This window comes from Streptococcus phocae, assembly GCF_001302265.1.
GTDB classification, from domain to species: Bacteria; Bacillota; Bacilli; order Lactobacillales; family Streptococcaceae; genus Streptococcus; species Streptococcus phocae.
In genome coordinates this window covers 1-22,348 of sequence record NZ_LHQM01000023.1, presented here as the reverse complement: position 1 = coordinate 22,348, position 22,348 = coordinate 1, and the positions used below count along the sequence as shown (strand labels likewise).

Genomic DNA, 22,348 nt, shown 5'->3' with positions numbered 1-22,348 from the left:
TGGGGTGCAGTTCATGTTGAGAGAGGGCTTTTAATTATCGATGATTGACACTTTTGATAACGCGTTTGATATCTCTGTCTTGTTCTCGACGCTTGATAGATTCACGCTTATCATAGTCATGCTTACCTTTTGCTAGGCCAATCAAGACCTTGGCAAAACCATCTTTCAAGTAAATCTTCAAAGGAATCAAGGTCATCCCTGTGCCTTTGAGTTCATTAGTTAAATGTGTGATTTCTCGTTTTTTGAGCAACAATTTGCGGGTTCTCTCGGGATCGGCATTCCAGATATTTCCTTGTTCAAAAGGAGCAATATGAACATTAACTAGCCATACTTCTCCGTTTTTTACTTGGGCAAAACCATCTTTTAGCTGAATGCGGGCAGCACGGACACTTTTAATTTCAGTTCCCGTTAACACAATACCTGCTTCAACGGTTTCGACGATGTGATAGTCATGCCTCACCTTTTTATTTTGTGCAAGTAGATTCCCTTCGCCTTTTGCCATGTTTAACTCCTTTTGTGACTTTTCTTTTTAGCAGGATCTTTGTAAAAAGGTTTTTTAGCAGTTGCTTTTGTGGTCTTTGAATCTTTTGCCTTAGCATTCGAAGATGCTTTAGGGCGTTTATGGTGTTTGCGTTCTGATTGATCAGATGTCGCTCGTTTTTCAACAACATCAAAGTCGCTAGCTAAATATTCAAAATCAATAGATCCTGTTTCTTTGTCTGCTTTAATCAATTTGACACGAATCGGTTGTCCCACTTTGAAGACTTTGCCTGATTTTTCACCCTGCAAGGTCATGGTTCGCTCATTGTAGTTGTAATACTCTGGCAAACTCGTCACATGAATCAAACCTTCGATGGTATTTGGCAATTCAATGAACATACCAAACTTCACCACACTAGCCACAATGCCATCAAATTCTTCACCAACATGTTCTTGCATGTATTCTGCTTTTTTCATACTCTCAACAATACGCTCGGCATCAATGGCGCGGCGTTCTAACTGAGATGATGATGAAGCCAATTCAGGAATGACTTGGGCAAAATGCTCAAGTTTTTCTTGAGTGAGGTGCGTGTATTCACGAATCATGCGATGTACCAATAAGTCTGGGTATCGGCGAATTGGACTGGTGAAATGGGTATAATAATCAGCCGCCAATCCATAGTGACCATGATTATGCTCAGAATACCTTGCCTGTTGCATTGAGCGTAAAAGCATCATGTTTAAGACTTCAGCACCTGGCTGACCTTCAACTTTTGCCATAAAGGTTTGAAGGGCTTCTTGTGATATTTTCGTTGCTGTTCCTTGGATTTGAATGCCAAATACACTAGCGTAGTCAATAAATTTTTGAAGTTTTTCCGCCTTTGGCTCTTCGTGAATCCGATAGATAAACGGCAGCTCAGCTTTGGCAAAATGCTCTGCAACACACTCGTTAGCCGCTAGCATGAATGATTCAATCATGCGCTCTGCAATGCCACGCTGACGAACGATAATATCAACTGGCATACCATTATCATTAACCACTATTCGTGCCTCAGAAGTATCAAAATTCAAGGCTCCGCGTTTGACACGCATGGTTTCCAGTCGCTGATGCAATGCAACCATTAAACCAACCGAATCAGTAATCGCAGCAAAGGTACTGAGGGCCTCAGCATCCCCTGCAATCATATCATTAACTGCACTATAGGTCATCCTAAAGGTTGTGTTGATAACCGATTGGCAAATTTGATAGTCGACCAAACGACCATTAGCATCAATTTCCATAATAGCTGACTGGGTTAGACGGTCTACATTAGGATTTAACGAACAAATACCGTTTGACAGACGCTCTGGCAACATTGGCACAACTCGGTCGGTCACATAAACAGAAGTCCCTCGCGCAATGGCTTCACGGTTTAAGGCTGACCCTTCTGTTACATAGTAAGAAACGTCTGCGATATGGACACCAAGCTCAATGTTACCGTTATCAAGCTGTTTGATATGAATGGCATCATCCAGGTCTTTAGCGTCAGCCCCATCGATCGTAATGGTGATTTCCTTACGAAGGTCTACACGTCCTTGTAGGTCTTTTGGACTTGGCACTTCGGCTATAGCATTAGCTTCAGCTAATACGTCTTCTGGAAATTCAGACGTAATGTCCATCGACTCTAAAACTTCTAAGACATCAATCCCAACATCTTTTTGATGGCCAATAATGTCGCGAACCTTGCCCACAAAGTAATCATGACCACGTATTGGGTATTTATCGATGTCCACCTTGATGATTTCAGTTCCATCCAATACGACAGGTTCTTTTTTAATATAGATTTTTTGCTGAATTTTTTGATTTTTTGACTTAATGTAACCCGCATACTTGGGCTTTTCGTCATCTAAAACAAAGGAACCTACAACTGTTTTAATCGCGCGATCAACAATGCCGACCACACGAGCTTCGGCAGCTGTGCCTTTTAGGCGATCTGCTGGTTTTTTAATCGCCACTTCAACGGTATCCCCATCAATGGCATAACCAACGTCGTTGCGTCCGATAAACATGTCTGCTTCACTATCATCAACAAACAAAAAGCCAAATCCTGCTTTGTTTGCCCTAAAAACCCCTGTTACCGTTGGTTGATTCGGCTTTTCTTGTGTTTTTCTAAGGCTTAGAGTGCCATCATGTGAAAAACGTATCATTTTTTGACTCTCCATGCTGGAGATTTGTTTGATTAGGCTAGGGAATTTTTCTGCCCCTGCCATGTCTAAAGCAGCTGCCAAATCATTAACATTTGATTTGCCATGCTCCTTTAAATAATTCATAATATTTTCTTTCATAAAACCTGTTTCTATTTCTGTTTAAATGTGCTGATATAGTGACCAATGATAAAAAAATGAGCTAGACTAACTCTGTCAAGCTCACTCCTTATTTACTTGATAAAATGGCAAGCGCAAGCGCAATTGCTAGCCAGAAAAATACTAGAACTGCTGTAAAACGTTGCATAAAGGCTTCAAATCCACGCGCTTTTGAACGTTCAAACAAGGCTTCTGAACCGCTGCTATCAAAAACATTGCTGCTTGGGTTTTTCTGAGGTTGCATAAAAATAGCAATCACAAGAAATACCGATATTACCAACAATATTGTAAGTAGTAAGTTGTACATGTTGTTTCCTCCACTATAGTCTCGACTATTCTAACATAAAAGCGTCTAAGATTCAACATGTAGGGTCACTTTTCTCTCTTTTGGACAGTATTTGGGGACTTTGATTTTCTCTGGATGGCTAGTCTTATTTTTACTTGTCAAGTAATTTTTACTGCCACACTCACTGCATTCTAAATTAATCTTTACTCTCACGTAGTTTCCTTTTCACTAAAACGTAACCAGCTAGGCATGGCAAAGGCTTGCCTCGGTAACGTCATTACTAAGCCAAGCCCTTATCACTTCTTATGTTTTGATTGTTATTTCTATCATTTTATTACTGGCAAGGTCATCTTCTGTTTAGTATTATACCATATTTTTCGATTGTGGTAAGCAGATACTACTAGAATCCTGATAGCTAACCCATTTATACCCGCAATCCTTACTTTAGTCGGAATGTTTTAGGAGCAAGGCAATAAACAGCGACATAACCTGCCACCAAAAAGAGCGCAGTTGCAAGTAGTATCCATAAAAAGAAGGACATTGTCATGACATTTGCAAATTTGAGCAATTTGTAAAAAAACCAGTACACAATGAATACTAAAATATTATAAGTAGCACTCTTTGATTTGAGATTTTCTGTAAAAGGCTGTAATAAAAAATACAGATACAAAAAATACAGAGAAAAAAGAGACATCGAAAGAAATTGAACAACAATTATCAAGATTATTTCTAACCAATTCAAAGGGAAAACCATCAGATAGTAGTATAAAACGATGGCACTATTTATTGTGAAAATAGGGATATTGTGCTTAATGAGTGACCAAAATCGTGTCTTTAGAGTCGCTAAAATAATATCTCTGCGGCGATAATCATTATATTTTAGCAAGAGACGATCGAGATGATAGAAGCAAAATTTGATGTAACCTTCTCCTGCATAAATCGCATAGCCCAAAATAAAAGAAATGTACAATAAGCCAGCTAAATTTTTAGGAAACAATGAAATCGTTTGATTCCTAAAAAATGCCAAAGCAATCACTTCGACTCCAAATACTACCGCAACAATGAGTAGTCGACGCTTAATGCCCTTTTGTAACTCTTTCCCCATGCGCTGCATGAACAGGGCATGAAGATAAGAAATGCCCGCCAAGTTCTCTACAGAAATCGGCGTTTTACGCTGGACATCAATGTCTTCTTGGTCAATCATAACTGCAGATTCTTCAATATTATCAACCGCTGCGATTGCTTCTTCCATGCTATCTTGTGAAATTAACTGACGTGTCAATTGGTTTAAAGTTGGATAAGTAGCTAATCGGTAATAACCATATCCCCACATAATAGCACCTGCCAAGCCAGCATAAGTGGAAAAAAATAATTTGGGTGACAGTTGGACCCCTAAAACAATAACAATCAGGCTAAGCCCAACTCCTAGAACCAAGGCATAGGGAATTAGACTTTCGAATCCCTTCTTTTTGTGTTTCAGCTTCTTTTCGTAATATCCCAGCAAGGATGTTTTAAGGATGAGTCTCATCCCAGAAACTAAAAGAGTAAAGGTAATGGCATGCCAAAAGGCAAAGCCATTCAAGGTAAAATAGCAACCTAAAATCAGACTATGTAGCACCAACTCTTTCATCACTAACATGACTTGACTAGTCTTGAAATACTCTACCGGACTCACATGAAACTGCCTGACAAATTGGAAAATAGTCTTATCGTATCGACTAATTAGCACAATATCTATTGATGTTCCTAGAAAAAAAGAAATGACAATCAGAAGCACCAAACTCATTTGAAAATTGCTTGGTATTTGATACCCGGTAAATTCACCTAGCAAGAAGTTTAAAAGCTTAGCTCCTAAAAAAAGAAATGTCACACTAATAACTCTCTTAAAAAAAATGTAGGTCATCTTAGAAAAAATCCCGATGGTAAGATTCACCCACTTCAAATAATCTAAACCATACAAGTGGTTTGGGATTTTCTTACCAAGTAGAGGAATTTTTTGCAACCAGTAGATTAGCTTATTTGTAAGCGTGGCACTGTCGATTTTCCAGATAAGCCACATCAGTCGTTTATCCGGCATAATCATCTCCTTTTAACATGTCTAAAAGCTCTGCTTCAAAGGCACTGTCTTTTGTCGAAACGCTCATCTCGCTCAGGTAACCCTTGTCTAAAACAACCACTTGATCACACAAATCTTCTGCTAACGCCATGATATGTGTCGACAAAATTAAAATATGATTGTCTCGCAGACTCAGTAGTAAACGTTTGATGGCGATGCTAGACACCACATCCACTGCGGTTAAGGGCTCATCAAGTAAGATAACCTTAGGCTTGGTAATTAAAATACAAATCAAAGATAATTTGCTTTTCATCCCATCTGAATATCCTTTAATAATCCTATGGCGGTCAGCCTGGTTAATTTCCATAAAATCAAGATAGTCATCTATAGACATGCTACTTGAAGTCGGGTGCAGATCCATATAAAACTTAATAAACTCATAAGCCGTTAAGAATTCTGGCAGGTAGTTTTTTGAAAAAACCATGCCGATATCTTGAGCATCTAAGGGACGCTCTATCCCGTTTTCAACTAGAAAAACCTCACCTTGATCAGCTTGGTATTCCCCGTATAAAATATTAAACAGCGTTGTTTTTCCTGCCCCATTACGCCCTAAAAGTCCTGTGATACATCCCGAAGGAAAGGTGTGCGTGACACCTTTCAACACGTCGTTTTCTTGAAATTTCTTAGCAATATTCTTAACTACTAGCTCCACGTTCTGTCCTCCTATTTTGGCGTAACGTATGCTTTTATTGTATAAAAAAACAAGGTCTAAGACAAGCTTAAACCAAGAAAAAATAGGATTAACTAGCAAAAATAAGGGACGCTTACCTGTCATGACATATCATTTTTATAGCATCTAAGTTCACAGATGTGATAATTTATGCAAAGCCTCTCTAACTTGTTTTTCTAAGGCTGGCAAATCCTTGTTATTATCAATCAAGAGGCTAGCACAAGGCCTTTTAGCAGATAAGGGCAATTGACTGGCTATACGCTGATTCGCTTGGGACAGCGTCAAGTGATTTCGTGCCATGAGTCGTTTTAATTGTGTCTCAGGCGTCACATCTACGAGCCATATGTCATTAAACCAGTCCTGGTAACCCAGTTCAATAAGCAGTGGAATATCCATAAAAAGTATGTTTTCTTTTTCCAACAAGTCATCACGACGTTGTTTGAGTTCCTCTCGGATAATTTGGTCTTGGATGCGAGAGGAGATTGTTCTATTTTCAGGGTTCGAAAAAACCATTTCCGCAAGTTTGATCCGATTCAACTCTCCATCAGCTTGTAAAATATCACTTCCAAAAGTATCGACCAAAGCCTCGTAGAGCTTGCCTCCTTTTGCTTGCAAATCATGCACCACACTATCTGCGTCAATCACTTCATAACCAGCTTGTCGTACCATGTTAACAAGGGTTGTTTTTCCTGAGGCAATCCCCCCAGTAATCCCTATAAGCTTTGTCATTTTTTCTGACACCTTGGACACAAATGCGTCCCCCTTCCACCAACTTTAATTTTTTCAATCACGTGACCACATCTTGCACAAGGCAGTCCTGTTTGCCCATAGACCATCAGATACTCTTGCATTGTACCGTCCATCCCCAAGGCGTTACGATAAGTTCGGATGGTCGATCCGCCTTTTTCAATTCCCAGCTGTAAAATGCGTATGGTATGGTCTCGTATTCGCTTGACCTGAGCTTTTGACAATTGTGATGACTGTTTCTCTGGGTGAACCTTGGCTGCCCAGAGCACCTCATCGACATAAATATTTCCAAGACCAGCAACTAAAGTTTGGTCTAAAAGATGGGATTTAATGAGCTTTTTAGAAGATTTAAGAGCCGTCTCAAAAGACTCTAAAGCAAAGGCATCTGCCGTAGGTTCAGGACCAAGCTTTCTTTGGGCAAAAAATGCCGTCAACTGGGATTTGGAGATGAGATCAAAGGTTCCAAACTTGCGGATATCTTGGTAAACCAAGGTAGAGCCATCTTCTAAGTGAAAAAAGACATGGAAATGCTTGTTGTCAGGTACGTCATCCAAAAATAACAAGTACTTACCTTCCATTCGCAAATGAGAAATCATTACCCATTGTCCTAGATCAAAAAGCAAGTACTTTCCGCGCCTGCCAATCGCTTGAATTTTTTGTCCCGAAACCGTGAGACAAAAAGTTTCCAAATCTGTCTTTATCATCTTTGGGACCTTTACGGTAATGCGTTCAATAATTTTATTTAAAATGAGTTTTTCTAAACCGATTCGTACCGTTTCAACTTCAGGTAATTCAGGCATATCACGTATCGCTTTCTATTTCAGTCCTGTTAGGGCTAGAAAAGCTTTCCTCTCTAATAATGTTGCAACAGCTAAATTAGACAACTGGTGCACCTTTCACATCTATTTTACGAATAAAATAAGAAGAAGGCAACCCTAAGCACCGAGTCCTAAAAAATGCCATTCACAAGATCTTGTCGCCCAAGAAAATCAAACAATTAAGCAGATGCCTAACGTTTACTTGATAAAAGAAAAAAAGCCTGGACGGCTTTTTAATATTCTTTTTGATTGTAACCGAAGTCAGCTAAATCAAGTTTTTTATCACGCCAATTTTTCTTGACTTTGACCCATGTTTCTAGATAAACCTTGTCACCTAGCATAAGCTCAATATCGCGTCGTGCCATTTTCCCAATTTTTTTGAGCATAGCTCCTTGTTTACCGATAATAATCCCTTTTTGGCTATCACGCTCAACCATAATTGTCGCGCGAATATGCACTTTATCAGTTTCCTCATCGCGTTTCATTGATTCAATCACAACCGCAACAGAGTGAGGGATTTCTTGTTGGGTCAAATGCAACACTTTTTCACGAACCATTTCTGAAACTAGAAAGCGCTCTGGGTGGTCTGTAATCTGATCTGCTGGAAAATACTGGAAACCTTCCTCAAGGTTGTCCGTTAACAGTTTGATTAGAGTCGGCACATTATTGCCTTCTAAGGCAGAAATTGGAACCACTTCTTTAAAGTCCATTTGACTGCGAAAATCATCAATTTGCGCTAACAACTGGTCTGGATGTACCTTGTCAATTTTGTTAATGACCAAGATAACTGGAATCTTAGCGGCTTTTAGGCGCTCAAGAATCATGTCATCACCTTTGCCACGTTTTTCATCAGCAGGAATCATGAAAAGAACAGTATCCACCTCACGAAGGGTGCTATAAGCTGCCTCCACCATAAAATCACCGAGTGCTGTTTTCGGTTTATGTATTCCTGGCGTGTCAATAAAGACGATTTGTTCTGTTTCTGTGGTGTAAATTCCCATAATTTTATTACGGGTAGTTTGTGCTTTATCACTCATGATAGCAATTTTTTGCCCCATGACATGATTTAAAAAGGTTGACTTGCCGACATTAGGACGGCCTAAAATGGCTACAAAGCCTGATTTAAATACCATAAATTCTCCGAATTTCTTTATTTTTCAACTAAGATGTTCCATATTTTAGGAACAAAAATAATAATCCCTGTTAACACAGCATACAGCGACATGACCAAAACAGCCCCTGCTGACATGTCTTTGGCATTCTTTGCCAACATGGAAAAATGATAATCACTCGCTAAATCCACCACATTTTCAATGGCAGAGTTGACAATTTCTAGGGTGATGACAAGAAAAATCGCCAAAAACAAAAATAACCACTCTGTAACTGAGATGCCAAAAATTAACCCTGCTAGTGAGGCTAACAAAGCAGATAGCATGTGATTTCTCAGGTTACGCTCTTCTTTAAATGCTGTTAAAACACCTGTTAAGGCAAATTCTAAGCTTGAAGTGATGGTTCTGTTTTTCCATTTGCGCTTGCTATTATTATTGTCTGGTAAGGCCATAAGCAGTTAAAATCTCTTCCTGTAGGGTGAACATTTCTTTTTCGTCTTCAGGGGTGTAATGATCATAACCATTAATGTGTAAGAAGCCATGAACTGCTAAAAAACCCATCTCCCGCTCAAAAGAATGCCCATACTCCTCAGCCTGTTCACGCGCTTTATCAATCGAGATAAAGAGCTCACCAATATAAGCGTCGAATTCTGACATCATTTCTGCCAAATCAGGATCTGCTTCCAAAGCCTCTTGGTCAAACAATATAGGTGTTTCAGGCTTATATTCTAAGGAAATCACATCTGTCGGTCGATCGGTATTGCGATATTCCAAGTTTAATTCGTGACTTCTTTCGTTGGTCACAAAGGTCACAGACATTTCTTTTTCGTCTTTATCTGTTTTTTTTGCGGCAAAGTTAAGTAAATCAATGGTTTGTTCCATGATTTCTTGTGACACTTGCCCTGTTTCATCAATCATCTCGATATGCATAAATTAAGATATAAAAGGGACTTACTCATTACTCCTTTAGCCAGCTAGGAGTCAAAACATTAAGCAAGTCAAAATCCCTTATCCTTTCAATTGTCATTAGATAGTTTCTCTCCCCATTATACCACAAGAAAAGCTAAAAAACAGAAAATTGCTGACCCTAGAGTTAGCCTGACATCTCTAAACTAAAAAACCTAGCATCGCTAAGTTTTTTAGTTTAGTCATTTTTCTCAGGCAGTTCCCCGATAACCTCATAGGTGGTAAGACCAGACGTCTTGTCTTGATCTTTTTTTAACTGTTGGCTACCTTGAACAGGCTCTGTCTCATAAGCATTGATGATTTCAGCGACCACTGGATGGCGAACAACATCTTTGGCTGAAAAATAAATAAAGTCAATTTGAGGGATGGCACGTAACTTTTGTGTGGCATCAATCAAACCTGATTTAACATGGCGTGGCAAATCAATCTGACTGATATCGCCATTCACAATCATTTTGGAATTGAATCCAAGACGCGTTAGAAACATTTTCATCTGCATGACTGTCGTGTTTTGCGCCTCATCCAAAATAACGAAGGCATCATCCAAGGTACGGCCACGCATATAAGCTAAAGGAGCGATTTCAATAATTTCACGCTCCATCAAGCGACTGGTCTGTTCTTTCCCCAAAATCTGGTACAAGGCGTCATAGACTGGTCTAAGGTAAGGATCAACCTTTTCTTTCAAATCACCTGGAAGAAATCCCAAGCTTTCACCTGCTTCTACTGCTGGTCGAGTCAAAATAATACGCTTTATTTGACCACGCTTAAGGGCTGTTACGGCCAAGGTTACAGCTAAAAACGTTTTTCCTGTCCCAGCTGGACCTATCCCAAAAACAACATCATGATTCTTGATGCTATCCACATAGGTTTTTTGCCCTAGCGTTTTGACACGTATGGGCTTGCCATAGTGATCTTTAATAATTTCTTCTTCATATAACGCCACAAATTGATCAATCTTGTCTGACTCAGCCATGGAAAGAGCCGTCACTACGTCTGAGGTGTTAATAATCATTCCTCGACCCACAAGAACCAAAAGTGCTTGTATGGTTAGACGAGCTTTTTCAACAGCATCCTCATCATCACCAATCACTTGCACAACCTCTGTTCTAGCATGAATAACAAGATTTAAATGCTCCTCTATGAATTTCAAGTGACGCTCATTGGTGCCAAAAAGCGCCAAAACATCATCTGGATGATTTAAGTTGATTTCAATCGCATACTCTTGCAAATAAGCTTCCTCATTCCTTTATCTTTTATGTTTATTATATCAAAAAACTCTTTAAATCAAGGCATACAAGTGTAGTCTTGTGATTTTTCTATTTTTGAAAGCGTTGACAACAACTCTGTTATCTGATAGACTTTTTAAATGTCATGATATCACCACCCAAAAACAATTGCTAGCATCTTGTCTACTTATTTATCTGTTAGGAGCCGCCGATGACAAATAACTATGAACAAAATCATCCTGAAAAATTCTCGCAATTTTTAAAACGCCAGAAAGTCATTTTCTTAATCGCCTTTTTTGGCTACGTTTGTGCCTACTTGGTGCGTAATAATTTTAAATTAATGTCTAATGCCATTATGGTATCAAATGGTTGGGACAAATCACAAATCGCGACCCTATTGTCCTGCCTAACTGTTTCTTATGGACTGGCTAAATTTTATATGGGGGCCTTAGGCGACCGAGTTAGCTTGCGAAAACTCTTTGCGACCAGCCTAGCTGCCAGTGCATTAATTTGTATATTAATTGGATTTTTCCACACATCAATGCTAACTCTTGGTATTTTGCTGTTTCTTTGCGGAGTCGTCCAAGGGGCACTAGCTCCAGCATCTCAAGCCATGATTGCCAATTATTTCCCTAATAAAACACGTGGCGGAGCCATTGCCGGTTGGAACATTTCACAAAATGCAGGATCTGCTTTGTTGCCATTAACTATTGCTTTTTTGACCAGCACAGGACTGGTTGTGCCAGCAAATGGGAACATTTTGCTAGCTTTTCTTATCCCTGGTATTTTTGTCTTTGGCTTTGCTATCATTTGCTGGAAATTTGCCGGAGACAATCCTGAGTCAGAAGGGTTAGATTCTTTACGCACCATGTACGGTGATGCTGGAGAATCTAACGTGGCTAGCGAAGCTGAAAAATCCGAGCTGTCCTACATCCAACTCATTTGGAAGTACGTTTTTTGCAATCCATCTCTACTATTAGTTGCTGCTGTCAATGTTGCATTATATTTTGTGCGGTTTGGCATTGAAGACTGGATGCCTATCTACTTGAGCGAGGTCGCGCTTTTATCTGAAGCGAAAATTCATTTTGCCATTTCTATTTTAGAGTGGGTTGCCATCCCTGGGTCATTGGTGTTTGCCTGGTTAGCTGTCAAGTATCCTAACAAGATGGCTAAAATTGGTGCTATTGGATTATTTGCTATGGCAGGGGTAGTATTTCTCTATGAATATGTCACAGCAAGTGGCTCACCTGATTATCTGTCACTTTTGATTATTTCTGGTGTGCTAGGATCTTTAATTTATGGGCCTCAATTGATTGTCAATATTCTTACCATTAATTTTGTGCCTTTAAATGTTGCCGGTACCGCCATTGGCTTTGTCGGGGTCACTGCTTACCTCATCGGTAATATGGGTGCCAATTGGTTGATGCCTATTTTAGCCGATAACTTTGGCTGGTTTTGGTCTTATGTCGTGGTCGCGGCTCTTTCAGCCTTCTCAGCTATTGGTTACCTGATTCTAGCTCGAAAAGAAGCCGAAGTCATCACAGAATAATATCACAAAAATCCTCACCTATTCGCATGGTGAGGATTTTTATCATATTTATTTGAGGTATTCCTCAAACAAAAAGGACCCGAGGTCCTTTGGGATAATTGTTATAACGACTTACTCATTAAAAGAGACGTGCACATGGTCATAGTGATTTTCTGTCACGCTACCACGATCTGGCATTGGGTTCCAGGTGTTTGCTGGTCCATATATGTTTTGAAATGGAGCGTAAAACTGTTGCTTCCAAATGATATAGGAAATCCCTCGATCGCTAATATGATTAACAGCATATTGAGCAACCTGATCACCAAGAGCTGAGCTAGCAGGAACCATAAAGTCAATGGCTAAGCCTTTGCCATGATCTCCAGGATCACCTGGACGGTATCCGCTAAATGAAGTGATGCCAAAAGCAGAAGCTACCTCTTCTTTAAACGAAGAGGTCTGTGGTTTTAGACCAGCATTCATAGGGTTATAAGCATGGTTAGGTGCGTAAGATAGCCCATTAGAGGTTGCAACTTTGGTCATATCCTCTGTCTTTTCTGGCTCAACAGGAACAACTTGATCGACAGGAGTTGAAGACTCTACAGGAGCAGGGGCTGGAGTTACCTCTGCTTGAATGGATTGCGGCTCTTCTACTGGTGTTTCTGTAACTTGTCCTTCTACAACATTTGTAGCTTTTGTTTCATTTAACTCTTCTGATATTGGTTCAGAGATGGGTGCATTGGTTGCTGGTGCTTCAACTATGATAGTCTCATCAGGTGCTGACACTGCTTCAGGCGTTGATGCCACCTCTGGTGCTGCTTCGACAGATTCTGATACTTGGGGTTGTGGTACCTGTTTGCTAGTCTCTGGCTCTTTTGCAGCAGTCACAGGCAGTGCTTCTGCTGGTTCTGTGCTAGCTCCAATCGCTGCATCATCCATCGCAACAACCTGATCATTATAGGTAATTTGGTGGTTTTCTAAATCGGCGTGCGCTGTTTCTTGACCTGTCTGAGAAGAAGGAGGAGCCGCAACCGTTAGAGAGGTTGCTTGACTGTTATGGTAAGTCGCTGTGATAACAGTATCTGGAAAAATCAAATCAAGATTGGTGATGTGATTGATATTTCCTAAGACAAGAACATCCACACCCATAGCCTCTGCAATAGTGCTAAGGGTATCCCCATATTTAACGGTATAGGTTTGAGTATTCTCTGTGAGGACTATTTCTGATTTAATTTCAGAGACGGGGCGAAGTGTCCATTCTTGCGCTTCTACCGATGCCAATGGCACCATTGATAAGGCCATTGTTGACACTAATAAATGCTTTTTATTCACAATCATATTAACTTCCTTTTTCTTTCATGCTATATGACATCATAACATATTTTTTAGGGGAAAAACGCTTTGTCACCTTTTAGCAAGAAAGTGATGCCAACTTGTAACATTTGATATCTTGTGGTATTAAAGCATAAAACTAAAAAATCATATGAAAAAAGGCACACAACCTAATCAGTGCGCCAGATAATCTTCCCAGATATGGTCAAATTGAAGCAAATTAAATGAAAAATTAGCTTGATCTTCAAGGTAGCGACTAATAACATCAAAGTCGTTGCTGTGCTTAGGAAAGGCTGTGTCCTCAAAAACCAAGTCTGCCAATTGAGCAACAGGCTCATCTGACTTTGAATGGCGTTGGGTCATTAGCCAACTGTAAAATGCTTTTCTCATTGCCACTTTTCCTCCAAAAATTGATGGCGAATCGCACTGCTTTGTGCATATCGCTGTGGATTTTTCCGATAAAAGGCCTGGTGACGCTCCTCCGCCAAATAAAAAGGCTCCGCAGGCTCAATACTTGTCACAATAGGCTTTTCAAACCTTCCTGACTTTTGTAAGTCTGTCTTAGATTGCTCTGCAATTTCCCGTTGCTGCTCATTGGTGTAGTAAATCACTGGACGGTAATTGTCTCCTCTGTCTTCAAACTGTCCAAAAGCATCTGTTGGATCCGTCTGTGTCCAGTAAATCTCAACCAGGGTTTTGAAAGATATCTGCTTAGGATCAAAGATAATTTCCACAGCTTCTGTGTGCCCTGTTTGCTTCGAACAAACCTGTGCATAAGTTGGATTTGGGACGTGACCACCAGTATAACCACTTCTTACAGATAGGATCCCATTCTGCTCTTCGAAGGGTTGCACCATGCACCAAAAACAACCTCCTGCAAATATTGCTCTTTCCATATGTTATTCACCATCGCTTCTCTTTTATTAGTGGTCTCATTTTAACAAAAAACCTTGCCATAGGCAAAGTTTTTTTCTCTAGATTAATTCTGTTCCTGTTGCATCTTGCTTGATGCGTTTCGCTTTCATCAATCCGCCGAGAGCCTTTTTGAACTGTCCTTTGGAAATCCCAAAGGTCGCTTTGATATCTTCTGGATCAGACTTATCATTAAGGGTCATAAACCCATTATTGGCTTCAAGATAAGTCACAATCATTTGGGCATCATTTTCTAACATTTCAAATGACCTTGGCTTTAATGATAAATTAAGTGTGCGGTCGACTTCTCTAAAACCAATCACGCGTGCATCTAGCACCTGTCCTAGACGTGGTTCTGAAAAGCGCTCACTTGGGTGAATAAAACCTAACATGTTGTTTTCAGGAAGATAAACAAAAGTTCCTGTTAATTTTAGGCGGTACACAATAGCAGGCCAATTTTGATTGTGCATGTTGTCATAGGCAGGATCTGCCATACTTTGAAAGACGTCTGGCTCTGCTGGCAGACCCCAGATGCGGTCTTTTTGGTCAACAGTCAATGTAATATAGAGTCTGTCACCTTTTTTAGGCCATAATTCTTTCATTTCTGGCAGCACATCCAAGGAAACAACGATTTCTTTGTCGGGAATGCCAGTGTCAACAAAAACTCCCAAGTCACGACGCACATCAATGACTTCGCCCCATCCATAAGACGCACGTGTTGACTTAATATCTTTGGTTGTTAGTCTTAACTTTTGTTTGATGTCAGTATAGGCAAAGCCGCTGACCATCTCTCCCACTTGATGCTCGCCTTCATCTTTTGCTAGTGCAAAAATAAAGCCATCTTTTTGGACAAAGTAGGATTTGTCATTTTCTTCTCTGATTAAGCCAGTAATCACTGTTGCGAGTATATCGTTCATATCTTATTTAATTCTTTCTTTATAAAAAATAGGGACTCGTCAAAAACAAATGTCTTTGATTTGTCGCCTACTTTTTATGGTGCTATTAGAATGGTTGCTAGATTAGCTTATTTCATAAAGCAAGCAGGGCTTTTTTAAACGGACAACAATTCATTTTCTTTGTTTGACGTCATGGTATCGATTTCTTTAATGGCGTCGTCAGTTGCTTTTTGAATGTCTTTTTCCAAAGCTTTCAATTCGTCCTCAGTAATCTCTTTAGCCTTTTCTTGCTTTTTCGCTTCATCCATCGCATCACGACGGATGTTACGGATTGAGATTTTAGCGTTTTCGCCGACTTTTCTCACTTCTTTTGCCAACTCTTTACGAGTTTCCTCAGTCAAGGCTGGAATAACCAAACGAATCACTGAACCATCATTGGCTGGTGTGATTCCCAAGTCAGAAGCATTGATTGCACGTTCAATTTCTTTGATTGATGACTTATCAAATGGTGAAATCAAAAGCACGCGAGCTTCTGGAACTGTGATAGATGCCAACTGGTTTAGTGGGGTTGCTGAACCATAGTACTCCACTTGAATACGATCCAACAAACTAGCATTCGCACGACCAGCACGGATACTTGCATATTCGCGTGAAAGGGAATGATGTGATTGTGCAAAACGCTCTTTAGCTGTTGCAATAATAGTATTAGCCATTGTTAGTAGTCTCCTTATAATTTGTTAGTAACTCTTAGTCGCAAACTTTGTTTGATACGGTTGTGCCAATTTGCTCACCAAAGACAACTCGTTTGATGTTTCCTGCTTGATTCATGTTGAAAACAACCAAATCGATATCGTTGTCCATTGATAGTGTTGATGCCGTAGCGTCCATGATTTTCAATCCGCGTTTGATAACCTCAACATGAGTAAGCTCATCAAATTTAACAGCATTGGCATCTTTTTTAGGATCAGCATTATAAACGCCGTCTACGCCATTTTTAGCCATCAAAATGGCGTCTGCCTCAATTTCAGCAGCTCTTAGAGCTGCGGTAGTGTCTGTTGAAAAATAAGGTGAACCAATACCAGCACCAAAAACAACAATCCGTCTTTTTTCTAAATGACGCACAGCACGTCCCCGAATATATGGCTCGGCCACATTTTGCATCGGAATAGATGTCTGAACACGCGTATCAACCCCGTAATGCTGAAGGCTATCAGCCATTACCAATGCATTCATCACAGTTCCTAACATTCCAGTATAGTCCGCTTGTACTCGGTCCATACCAGCCTCAGCAGCGGGCTCTCCGCGCCAGAGGTTTCCACCACCAATCACAAGGGCAATTTCAACCCCAGACTGATGAACTTCTGCGATTTCTTTTGCAATGGACTGAACAGTGGCAAGGTCAATACCGCTGCCTTTATCGCCAGCCAGGGCTTCGCCTGATAATTTTATTAAAATACGTTGATATTTGGGTTCCACTATTATTATCTCCTTATTTTGTCCTTACTATTTTACCATAAAAGCTGATATTTTAGTATATCAAGCTCTAACTATGAGTGATAAAATAGCAGGTGCTATCACAGGCTACCAAATAGATAAATCACTCTTCTACGAGTCATTCGCAAGCTTTTTGGGCTAAAATTTACTATTTGAAGGTCTCAATCGTAAAGTTGCCCTTTAAAAAAAGGTTATCCGAAGATAACCCTAATGCTTTAATTAAAATGAGCTTGGATCTACTTTGATACCTACACCTTGTGTAGTTGTAATTGCGACATTAGTCATGTAAGTTCCTTTAGCTGTTGATGGTTTAGATTTAACCATAACATCGTGCAAAGCTTTGAAGTTTTCAACCAATTTATCTGCATCAAATGATACTTTACCAATGATAGCTTGTACGTTACCTGCTTTGTCAGCACGGTAAGTAATTTTACCACCTTTTGACTCTTGAACTGCTTTAGTAACATCCATTGTTACTGTACCAGTTTTAGGGTTAGGCATCAAGTTACGAGGTCCAAGGACACGTCCAAGACGACCTACGATAGCCATCATGTCTGGTGTTGCAATAACAACATCAAAATCAAGCCATCCGCCATTGATTTTTGCAACAAGGTCATCTTCACCTACGAAGTCTGCTCCAGCTGCTTTAGCTTCTTCTGCTTTTGCACCACGTGCAAAAACAAGAACACGCTGAGTTTTACCTGTTCCGTTTGGCAATACCATTGCGCCACGGATTTGTTGGTCTGCTTTACGAACATCAATGTTCAAGTTGTATGCAACCTCTACAGATGCATCAAATTTTGCAAAGTTAGTTTCTTTTGCGAGCGCTACAGCTTCTTCTACGCTGTATGCTTTTGTGCTGTCAACTTTTTCAAGTGCTGCACGCATTTGTTTGCTTTTTTTAGCCATTTTAAAATTCTCCTTGTAATGTGGTCATATCGATTTGATTTTAAATCTCCCACGTCACTCATCAAATTAGGATGAAGTCGTGCGGGTAATTGGGATAGGGTTGCTGATTAGTCAGTAACTGTGAATCCCATAGAACGAGCAGTACCTTCGATCATACGCATTGCACCTTCAAGGTCCGCAGCATTTAAATCTGGCATCTTAGTTTCAGCAATTTCTTGTACTTGTGCACGAGTAACTGTTGCAACTTTAGTTGTGTTAGGTGTTCCTGACCCTTTTTCAACACCTGCAGCTTTTTTCAAAAGAACAGCAGCTGGTGGTGTTTTTGTAATGAAATCAAATGATTTGTCTTCATAAACTGAGATAACAACTGGGATGATCATGCCAGCTTGGTCAGCTGTACGTGCATTAAATTCTTTGGTGAATCCCATGATGTTGATACCTGCTTGACCAAGAGCTGGTCCAACTGGTGGAGCCGGTGTCGCTTTACCAGCAGGGATTTGAAGTTTTACAAGTTTTTCGACTTTTTTAGCCATGTTTAAAATCCTCCTGTTGTGGTTCTTTCGGTAATTAAGATTTTTACCTCCCACAGATATGCTTTTAGCATACCTTACCATTATACAGTATTCTAATTAAAAATCAAGTATTTCTCTCAAAAAATGGCTGCATTTTTCTTTGGAGAAACTTAGTCTCTCTAAAAGAGTCAGTATCGGTTTACAAGTTCGCGCTTTGAGTATAAAATAGACTTATGATATTATACAAATTAACCGCTCTTGCTTTTATTATACTGACTCCTATGGTGTCAAGCATTTTTATTTCCTTATTCAAATTAAACGCTAAAGGACTTAAATTCCCTGATTTGGCCTTGCCTTTTTTTGCATTAGAATTAGTAATCGTGTCAGGAAAATTTTTCACACACAACCTCTTACCTTACTATCTTATCGTCATGGCCTTGCTCGCTATTGTCATCAGTTTACTATTAATTATTAGAAGCCAAGAATTTTGTTACCCTCGTTTTCTAAAATTGTTTTGGCGAGTGGGGTTTTTAATCACTTTTTGTTTCTATCTTATTCTTGTAGGCTTTGTTCTAAGCCTTTAGACGGCAAAAAAACCAAGGATTAATCCTTGGTTTTTTTATTGTGTTTGTTGGGTTTGGAGGACTTTTCGAGGTTTGGTCCCTTCTGCGGGGCCAATAACACCTGCTTCTTCCAATTCGTCCATCAATCTGGTTGCTCTGTTAAAGCCAACAGAGAGACGTCTTTGCAGCATTGAGGCACTTGCTTTTTGGGTTTCAAGAACCAAAGTCTTGGCGTCCTCAAATAGAGGATCTCCCTCAGAGGCACTGCCATTGCCAGAAGAGCTATTTTCTCCATCGCTAACCTCTCCTGGATCAAAACTGTCATCATAATCAGCATCGGCTTGCTTTTTAATAAAGCCTACGATACGCTCGACATCATCATCTGAAATAAAGGAGCCCTGTAAACGTACGGGATGATTTTCATCGATTGGCTTAAAGAGCATATCTCCTCGTCCTAGTAGTTTTTCTGCTCCATTTTCATCAAGAATCGTACGGCTATCTGTTCCTGAGGATACCGCAAAAGCAATCCGTGATGGAACGTTCGCTTTAATCAATCCAGAAATCACATCTACCGATGGTCTTTGAGTCGCTAAAATCATGTGAATACCAGCGGCACGGGCTTTTTGACCCAAGCGAATAATGGCGTCCTCAACTTCCTTACTAGCAACCATCATTAAGTCTGCCAACTCATCGACAATAACCACAATCAGAGGTAGAGGAATTTGCTTGGTTTCTGACGTGCTATTATAATCTTCCACCTTGGCATTGTAGCTTGCGATATTACGAACACCTACTTTGCTAAAAAGTTCATAGCGATTTTCCATTTCATCAACCACCTTTTGAAGAGCCTTGCTGGCTTTTCGAGGGTTGGTGACTACGGGAATTAAGAGATGCGGAATATCATTATAGACAGATAATTCGACCATCTTAGGGTCTACCATGAGAAACTTCACCTGGTCTGGTCTAGCCTTCATTAAAATACTAGAAATAATACCATTAACAGCGACAGATTTCCCTGAACCGGTCGATCCGGCCACAAGTAAATGAGGCATACGGGTCAAATCAAAACTTTTAGCACTGCCATTAACTGCCTTACCCAAAGGAATCTCAAGCAACTTATCGGGAGATGTTTGGGACTGCTCCCACAATTCTCTAAAGGAAACCGTTGCAATTTCAGAATTTGGCACTTCGATACCTATTAGAGACTTGCCAGGAATAGGAGCTTCGATACGAACATCCTTAGCTGCTAAAGCCAAAGCCAAGTCATCAGCCAAGTTTGAAATCCTATTCACTCGAACACCGACCGCTGGTTTAATCTCGTATTTGGTGACAGAAGGTCCAATCTCTGCACGCTCTACCTTAACATCAATGCCGAAACTATTAAACGTATCTTCTAACACCTTGATGTTTTGACGCACCAAGTGTTTTTCTTTAGATTGATTTTTAGGCTTTTCAATGTCAAACAAATCAATCGTTGGCAGTTGGTACATGAGGTTAGCCTTAGGATTGAAATCAACCTCGAAACTGTCTTCCTGAATAGGAATAAAGTCCTCTTGCGGCGGCTCGAGACCCATCTCTTGTGGAAGCTCTGCATCCAATGGCATTTCTGACAGCATTGGAGCATCGTAAGCCACAATCTCTGGCTCTGGGAAACCCGTAAATTCTGGGTCAGTTTCTAAGCTATTCGCTTGTCTATCCTCAAGAATCTCCCCAGTATCTGGATCCACCGTCATCATGTCTAAGCGTTCTTGTTCTACTTGCGCAGCTTCTTGTTGCAAGCGCTCCTGTTCTGCCAAAAGCTGACGCTCTTCCCTCTTAATAAATTGTTTTTCCCGATACTCACGACAAGAAGCTCTTAGCTGATTCCAGCCATTTTTGACAAAATCGCTAACATCATAAATATCCCAGGGCGTCATGAGAAAAAGTCCAAGAACAATAACTAAAACACCGATAAAATAAGAACCGATATTAGAAAATAAAAATGCAATAGGCTTGTATAGCAAAGCCCCAAATAAACCTCCACCAACAAAGGACTCAACCTTAAAGGCAAGAAGATCCTTGGTCAGTAGGGTCATCGTCCCTAGAAAAACTTCTTCTTGTGCCATCTTAGGCAAAGAAAAAAGGTAAGCATGCCACTCAATTAGTAAGCCTGAATAAAAAATGACAAAACCTGCTATCAGCCCCTCTTGTTTTCTCAACCATTTAAATCCAAACAGGTAAAAAAGAGTTGCAAAAATAAAGGGGTAAGCTAGGCTGCCAACCATAACACGAATGATGTTGTAAGCAGTAATGCCAAAAATGCCCAGTCTTAGGAGCGCAAAAAGAAGCAAGAGGGCAAGTAAGAGAGAAATCGTCATCCTCTTAATAGCCTTTTGCTTATCAATCTCTGCTTTTGTTAATCGCTTCTTAGAAGCTTTTTGTTGTCGTTGCGTTCTTTTAGCCATAAAACTATTATATCATGTTTGCCCTAAATAAAACACGTCTCAAAACAGGAGAACATCCTCCTTTACAACTGATGTTCAAACCTACAGTTTTTATAAGAATTTGATGAACTTTCTCTTACCATTCCTAAGCTTTTGTGTTAAAATAAAGAAAAACTTTTTGAGGAGAATAGAGGAATCGATATGAAAAAGATAATAGCCCTAAGTTTGCTAGTCATCAGCCTAATGAGCTTAAGTGCCTGCGAATCCGTCAGTCGTGCCATCAAGGGTGATAAATACGTTAATGATAAAATCGCTAGAGAAGAAATGGAAGCTGCCCCCAAAGCTTACGAAGAAGACCTCAAAAAAGCTCTCGCAGCTGAAGCCAGTGACTTTCCGCAGCTTAACCAAGACGTTGAAAAAGACGAAGCCCAAGTCATCATGAAAACAAGTAAAGGGGACATCAGCCTTAAGCTGTTTCCTAAATACGCACCATTAGCTGTTGAGAACTTCCTCACACACGCTAAAAAAGGGTATTATAACAATGTGACCTTCCACCGTGTCATCAACGCTTTTATGATTCAAGCAGGGGACCCTAAAGGAGACGGTACTGGCGGAGAGTCCATCTGGAAAGGGAAGGATAGCAAAAAAGATTCCGGTAATGGGTTTGCCAATGAAATCTCACCTTTCTTGTATAATATTAGAGGGGCACTATCCATGGCAAATGCTGGCGCAGATACCAATGGCAGCCAGTTCTTTATCAACCAAAACAAAGCTAACCAAAGCAAGAGCTTATCGCCAAAAAACTATCCAAAACCTATCATTTCTGCCTACGAACATGGGGGAAATCCTAGCTTAGATGGTGGATACACCGTTTTTGGGCAAGTGATTAACGGTATGGACATCGTTGACCAAATCGCAGAAAGCCCTGTCGGCCAAAACGACAAACCAACAGACGACATTGTCATTTCTTCTATAGAAATTGTCAAAGATTATCAGTTTAAAAAATAATAAAAACAGCAAG

23 protein-coding genes and 2 pseudogenes are annotated in these 22,348 nt (G+C 40.1%); 3 read left to right on the top strand and 22 right to left on the bottom strand.

All coding sequences use genetic code 11. The features are described 5' to 3' along the window. Positions 1-34: 34 nt before the first annotated feature. The 12 genes from smpB to AKK44_RS05740 all read right to left on the bottom strand — a co-directional run bounded on the left by smpB (position 35) and on the right by AKK44_RS05740 (position 10,763). Positions 35-502, bottom strand: a complete 468-nt coding sequence (smpB, locus tag AKK44_RS05790; RefSeq protein ID WP_054278900.1) for an SsrA-binding protein SmpB — start codon at positions 500-502, stop codon at positions 35-37. Positions 503-504: 2 nt separating this feature from the next. Further along, on the bottom strand, positions 505-2,805 hold the full coding sequence (gene rnr / locus AKK44_RS05785) for a ribonuclease R (protein ID WP_054278899.1): 2,301 nt from the start codon (positions 2,803-2,805) through the stop codon (positions 505-507). An 88-nt stretch (positions 2,806-2,893) separates the two neighbouring features. Then, positions 2,894-3,130 (bottom strand): preprotein translocase subunit SecG, encoded by a 237-nt coding sequence (gene secG, locus AKK44_RS05780; protein WP_037596623.1) that lies wholly within the window; start codon positions 3,128-3,130, stop codon positions 2,894-2,896. A 45-nt stretch (positions 3,131-3,175) separates the two neighbouring features. Next, a complete protein-coding gene (gene rpmG, locus AKK44_RS08710; RefSeq protein ID WP_082385579.1) occupies positions 3,176-3,322 on the bottom strand; it encodes a 50S ribosomal protein L33 in 147 nt (48 codons plus the stop codon). 226 nt (positions 3,323-3,548) lie between these two features. After that, on the bottom strand, positions 3,549-5,186 hold the full coding sequence (locus AKK44_RS05775) for a hypothetical protein (RefSeq protein WP_054278898.1): 1,638 nt from the start codon (positions 5,184-5,186) through the stop codon (positions 3,549-3,551). Then, positions 5,176-5,877 (bottom strand): ABC transporter ATP-binding protein, encoded by a 702-nt coding sequence (locus AKK44_RS05770; protein ID WP_054278901.1) that lies wholly within the window; start codon positions 5,875-5,877, stop codon positions 5,176-5,178. The genes AKK44_RS05775 and AKK44_RS05770 overlap by 11 nt, the downstream gene beginning before the upstream one ends. Before the next feature lie 150 nt (positions 5,878-6,027). Then, positions 6,028-6,624: a dephospho-CoA kinase gene (coaE, locus tag AKK44_RS05765; protein ID WP_054278897.1), complete on the bottom strand. Its 597-nt coding sequence runs from the start codon at positions 6,622-6,624 to the stop codon at positions 6,028-6,030. Continuing rightward, entirely contained in the window at positions 6,621-7,442 is an 822-nt protein-coding gene (mutM, locus tag AKK44_RS05760; protein WP_054278896.1) for a DNA-formamidopyrimidine glycosylase, read from the bottom strand. Before mutM ends, coaE begins: the two co-directional genes overlap by 4 nt. A gap of 251 nt (positions 7,443-7,693) precedes the next feature. Continuing rightward, on the bottom strand, positions 7,694-8,593 hold the full coding sequence (gene era / locus AKK44_RS05755; RefSeq protein WP_054278895.1) for a GTPase Era: 900 nt from the start codon (positions 8,591-8,593) through the stop codon (positions 7,694-7,696). A 17-nt stretch (positions 8,594-8,610) separates the two neighbouring features. After that, the gene (locus AKK44_RS05750) at positions 8,611-9,021 is read right to left on the bottom strand and encodes a diacylglycerol kinase family protein (protein ID WP_054278894.1); all 411 of its coding nucleotides are present in this window, start codon (positions 9,019-9,021) and stop codon (positions 8,611-8,613) included. Next, entirely contained in the window at positions 9,002-9,499 is a 498-nt protein-coding gene (gene ybeY / locus AKK44_RS05745) for an rRNA maturation RNase YbeY (RefSeq protein WP_037594454.1), read from the bottom strand. The genes AKK44_RS05750 and ybeY overlap by 20 nt, the downstream gene beginning before the upstream one ends. 214 nt (positions 9,500-9,713) lie before the next feature. After that, on the bottom strand, positions 9,714-10,763 hold the full coding sequence (locus tag AKK44_RS05740; RefSeq protein WP_054278893.1) for a PhoH family protein: 1,050 nt from the start codon (positions 10,761-10,763) through the stop codon (positions 9,714-9,716). 209 nt (positions 10,764-10,972) lie between these two features. Between AKK44_RS05740 and AKK44_RS05735 the strand changes: the two genes are divergently transcribed. Continuing rightward, positions 10,973-12,310: an MFS transporter gene (locus tag AKK44_RS05735; protein ID WP_054278892.1), complete on the top strand. Its 1,338-nt coding sequence runs from the start codon at positions 10,973-10,975 to the stop codon at positions 12,308-12,310. 111 nt (positions 12,311-12,421) lie between these two features. Here the strand turns inward: AKK44_RS05735 and AKK44_RS05730 are convergent, their stop codons facing one another. The 8 genes from AKK44_RS05730 to rplK all read right to left on the bottom strand — a co-directional run bounded on the left by AKK44_RS05730 (position 12,422) and on the right by rplK (position 18,362). Beyond that, positions 12,422-13,624 (bottom strand): LysM peptidoglycan-binding domain-containing protein, encoded by a 1,203-nt coding sequence (locus tag AKK44_RS05730; protein WP_054278891.1) that lies wholly within the window; start codon positions 13,622-13,624, stop codon positions 12,422-12,424. 168 nt (positions 13,625-13,792) lie between these two features. After that, entirely contained in the window at positions 13,793-14,008 is a 216-nt protein-coding gene (locus AKK44_RS05725) for a YozE family protein (protein WP_037594458.1), read from the bottom strand. After that, the gene (gene msrA, locus AKK44_RS05720; protein ID WP_054278890.1) at positions 14,005-14,514 is read right to left on the bottom strand and encodes a peptide-methionine (S)-S-oxide reductase MsrA; all 510 of its coding nucleotides are present in this window, start codon (positions 14,512-14,514) and stop codon (positions 14,005-14,007) included. Before msrA ends, AKK44_RS05725 begins: the two co-directional genes overlap by 4 nt. Before the next feature lie 78 nt (positions 14,515-14,592). Next, on the bottom strand, positions 14,593-15,447 hold the full coding sequence (locus AKK44_RS05715) for a CvfB family protein (RefSeq protein WP_054278889.1): 855 nt from the start codon (positions 15,445-15,447) through the stop codon (positions 14,593-14,595). Between the two features lie 134 nt (positions 15,448-15,581). Beyond that, on the bottom strand, positions 15,582-16,139 hold the full coding sequence (gene frr / locus AKK44_RS05710) for a ribosome recycling factor (RefSeq protein ID WP_037594464.1): 558 nt from the start codon (positions 16,137-16,139) through the stop codon (positions 15,582-15,584). 34 nt (positions 16,140-16,173) lie between these two features. After that, complete coding sequence (gene pyrH / locus AKK44_RS05705) at positions 16,174-16,902, bottom strand: UMP kinase (RefSeq protein WP_037594465.1); 729 nt, start codon at positions 16,900-16,902, stop codon at positions 16,174-16,176. A gap of 237 nt (positions 16,903-17,139) precedes the next feature. Then, on the bottom strand, positions 17,140-17,829 hold the full coding sequence (rplA, locus tag AKK44_RS05700; RefSeq protein ID WP_037594468.1) for a 50S ribosomal protein L1: 690 nt from the start codon (positions 17,827-17,829) through the stop codon (positions 17,140-17,142). A gap of 107 nt (positions 17,830-17,936) precedes the next feature. Continuing rightward, complete coding sequence (gene rplK / locus AKK44_RS05695; RefSeq protein ID WP_037594470.1) at positions 17,937-18,362, bottom strand: 50S ribosomal protein L11; 426 nt, start codon at positions 18,360-18,362, stop codon at positions 17,937-17,939. A gap of 212 nt (positions 18,363-18,574) precedes the next feature. On the opposite strand from rplK, the gene AKK44_RS08705 reads away from it, so the two are divergent. Then, positions 18,575-18,925: a DUF3397 domain-containing protein gene (locus AKK44_RS08705; RefSeq protein WP_082385577.1), complete on the top strand. Its 351-nt coding sequence runs from the start codon at positions 18,575-18,577 to the stop codon at positions 18,923-18,925. Between the two features lie 35 nt (positions 18,926-18,960). Here AKK44_RS08705 and AKK44_RS09395 read toward each other — a convergent pair. Together AKK44_RS09395 and AKK44_RS09390 are read right to left on the bottom strand one after the other, a co-directional pair. Next, positions 18,961-20,424: pseudogene (locus AKK44_RS09395) on the bottom strand (DNA translocase FtsK); the annotation flags it as partial. 98 nt (positions 20,425-20,522) lie between these two features. Beyond that, positions 20,523-21,348, bottom strand: a pseudogene (locus AKK44_RS09390) (cell division protein FtsK); the annotation flags it as partial. Between the two features lie 180 nt (positions 21,349-21,528). Here AKK44_RS09390 and AKK44_RS05680 point away from each other — a divergent pair. Beyond that, positions 21,529-22,335, top strand: a complete 807-nt coding sequence (locus AKK44_RS05680) for a peptidylprolyl isomerase (protein ID WP_054278886.1) — start codon at positions 21,529-21,531, stop codon at positions 22,333-22,335. Positions 22,336-22,348 lie beyond the last annotated feature (13 nt).

Coding starts and splice junctions, on each gene's coding strand:
- smpB (WP_054278900.1), bottom strand. CDS start 502: ATGGCAAAAGGCGAAGGGAATCTACTTGCACAAAATAAAAAGGTGAGG.
- rnr (WP_054278899.1), bottom strand. CDS start 2,805: ATGAAAGAAAATATTATGAATTATTTAAAGGAGCATGGCAAATCAAAT.
- secG (WP_037596623.1), bottom strand. CDS start 3,130: ATGTACAACTTACTACTTACAATATTGTTGGTAATATCGGTATTTCTT.
- AKK44_RS05775 (WP_054278898.1), bottom strand. CDS start 5,186: ATGCCGGATAAACGACTGATGTGGCTTATCTGGAAAATCGACAGTGCC.
- coaE (WP_054278897.1), bottom strand. CDS start 6,624: ATGACAAAGCTTATAGGGATTACTGGGGGGATTGCCTCAGGAAAAACA.
- mutM (WP_054278896.1), bottom strand. CDS start 7,442: ATGCCTGAATTACCTGAAGTTGAAACGGTACGAATCGGTTTAGAAAAA.
- era (WP_054278895.1), bottom strand. CDS start 8,593: ATGGTATTTAAATCAGGCTTTGTAGCCATTTTAGGCCGTCCTAATGTC.
- AKK44_RS05750 (WP_054278894.1), bottom strand. CDS start 9,021: ATGGCCTTACCAGACAATAATAATAGCAAGCGCAAATGGAAAAACAGA.
- ybeY (WP_037594454.1), bottom strand. CDS start 9,499: ATGCATATCGAGATGATTGATGAAACAGGGCAAGTGTCACAAGAAATC.
- AKK44_RS05735 (WP_054278892.1), top strand. CDS start 10,973: ATGACAAATAACTATGAACAAAATCATCCTGAAAAATTCTCGCAATTT.
- AKK44_RS05730 (WP_054278891.1), bottom strand. CDS start 13,624: ATGATTGTGAATAAAAAGCATTTATTAGTGTCAACAATGGCCTTATCA.
- AKK44_RS05725 (WP_037594458.1), bottom strand. CDS start 14,008: ATGAGAAAAGCATTTTACAGTTGGCTAATGACCCAACGCCATTCAAAG.
- msrA (WP_054278890.1), bottom strand. CDS start 14,514: ATGGAAAGAGCAATATTTGCAGGAGGTTGTTTTTGGTGCATGGTGCAA.
- AKK44_RS05715 (WP_054278889.1), bottom strand. CDS start 15,447: ATGAACGATATACTCGCAACAGTGATTACTGGCTTAATCAGAGAAGAA.
- frr (WP_037594464.1), bottom strand. CDS start 16,139: ATGGCTAATACTATTATTGCAACAGCTAAAGAGCGTTTTGCACAATCA.
- rplA (WP_037594468.1), bottom strand. CDS start 17,829: ATGGCTAAAAAAAGCAAACAAATGCGTGCAGCACTTGAAAAAGTTGAC.
- rplK (WP_037594470.1), bottom strand. CDS start 18,362: ATGGCTAAAAAAGTCGAAAAACTTGTAAAACTTCAAATCCCTGCTGGT.
- AKK44_RS08705 (WP_082385577.1), top strand. CDS start 18,575: ATGATATTATACAAATTAACCGCTCTTGCTTTTATTATACTGACTCCT.
- AKK44_RS05680 (WP_054278886.1), top strand. CDS start 21,529: ATGAAAAAGATAATAGCCCTAAGTTTGCTAGTCATCAGCCTAATGAGC.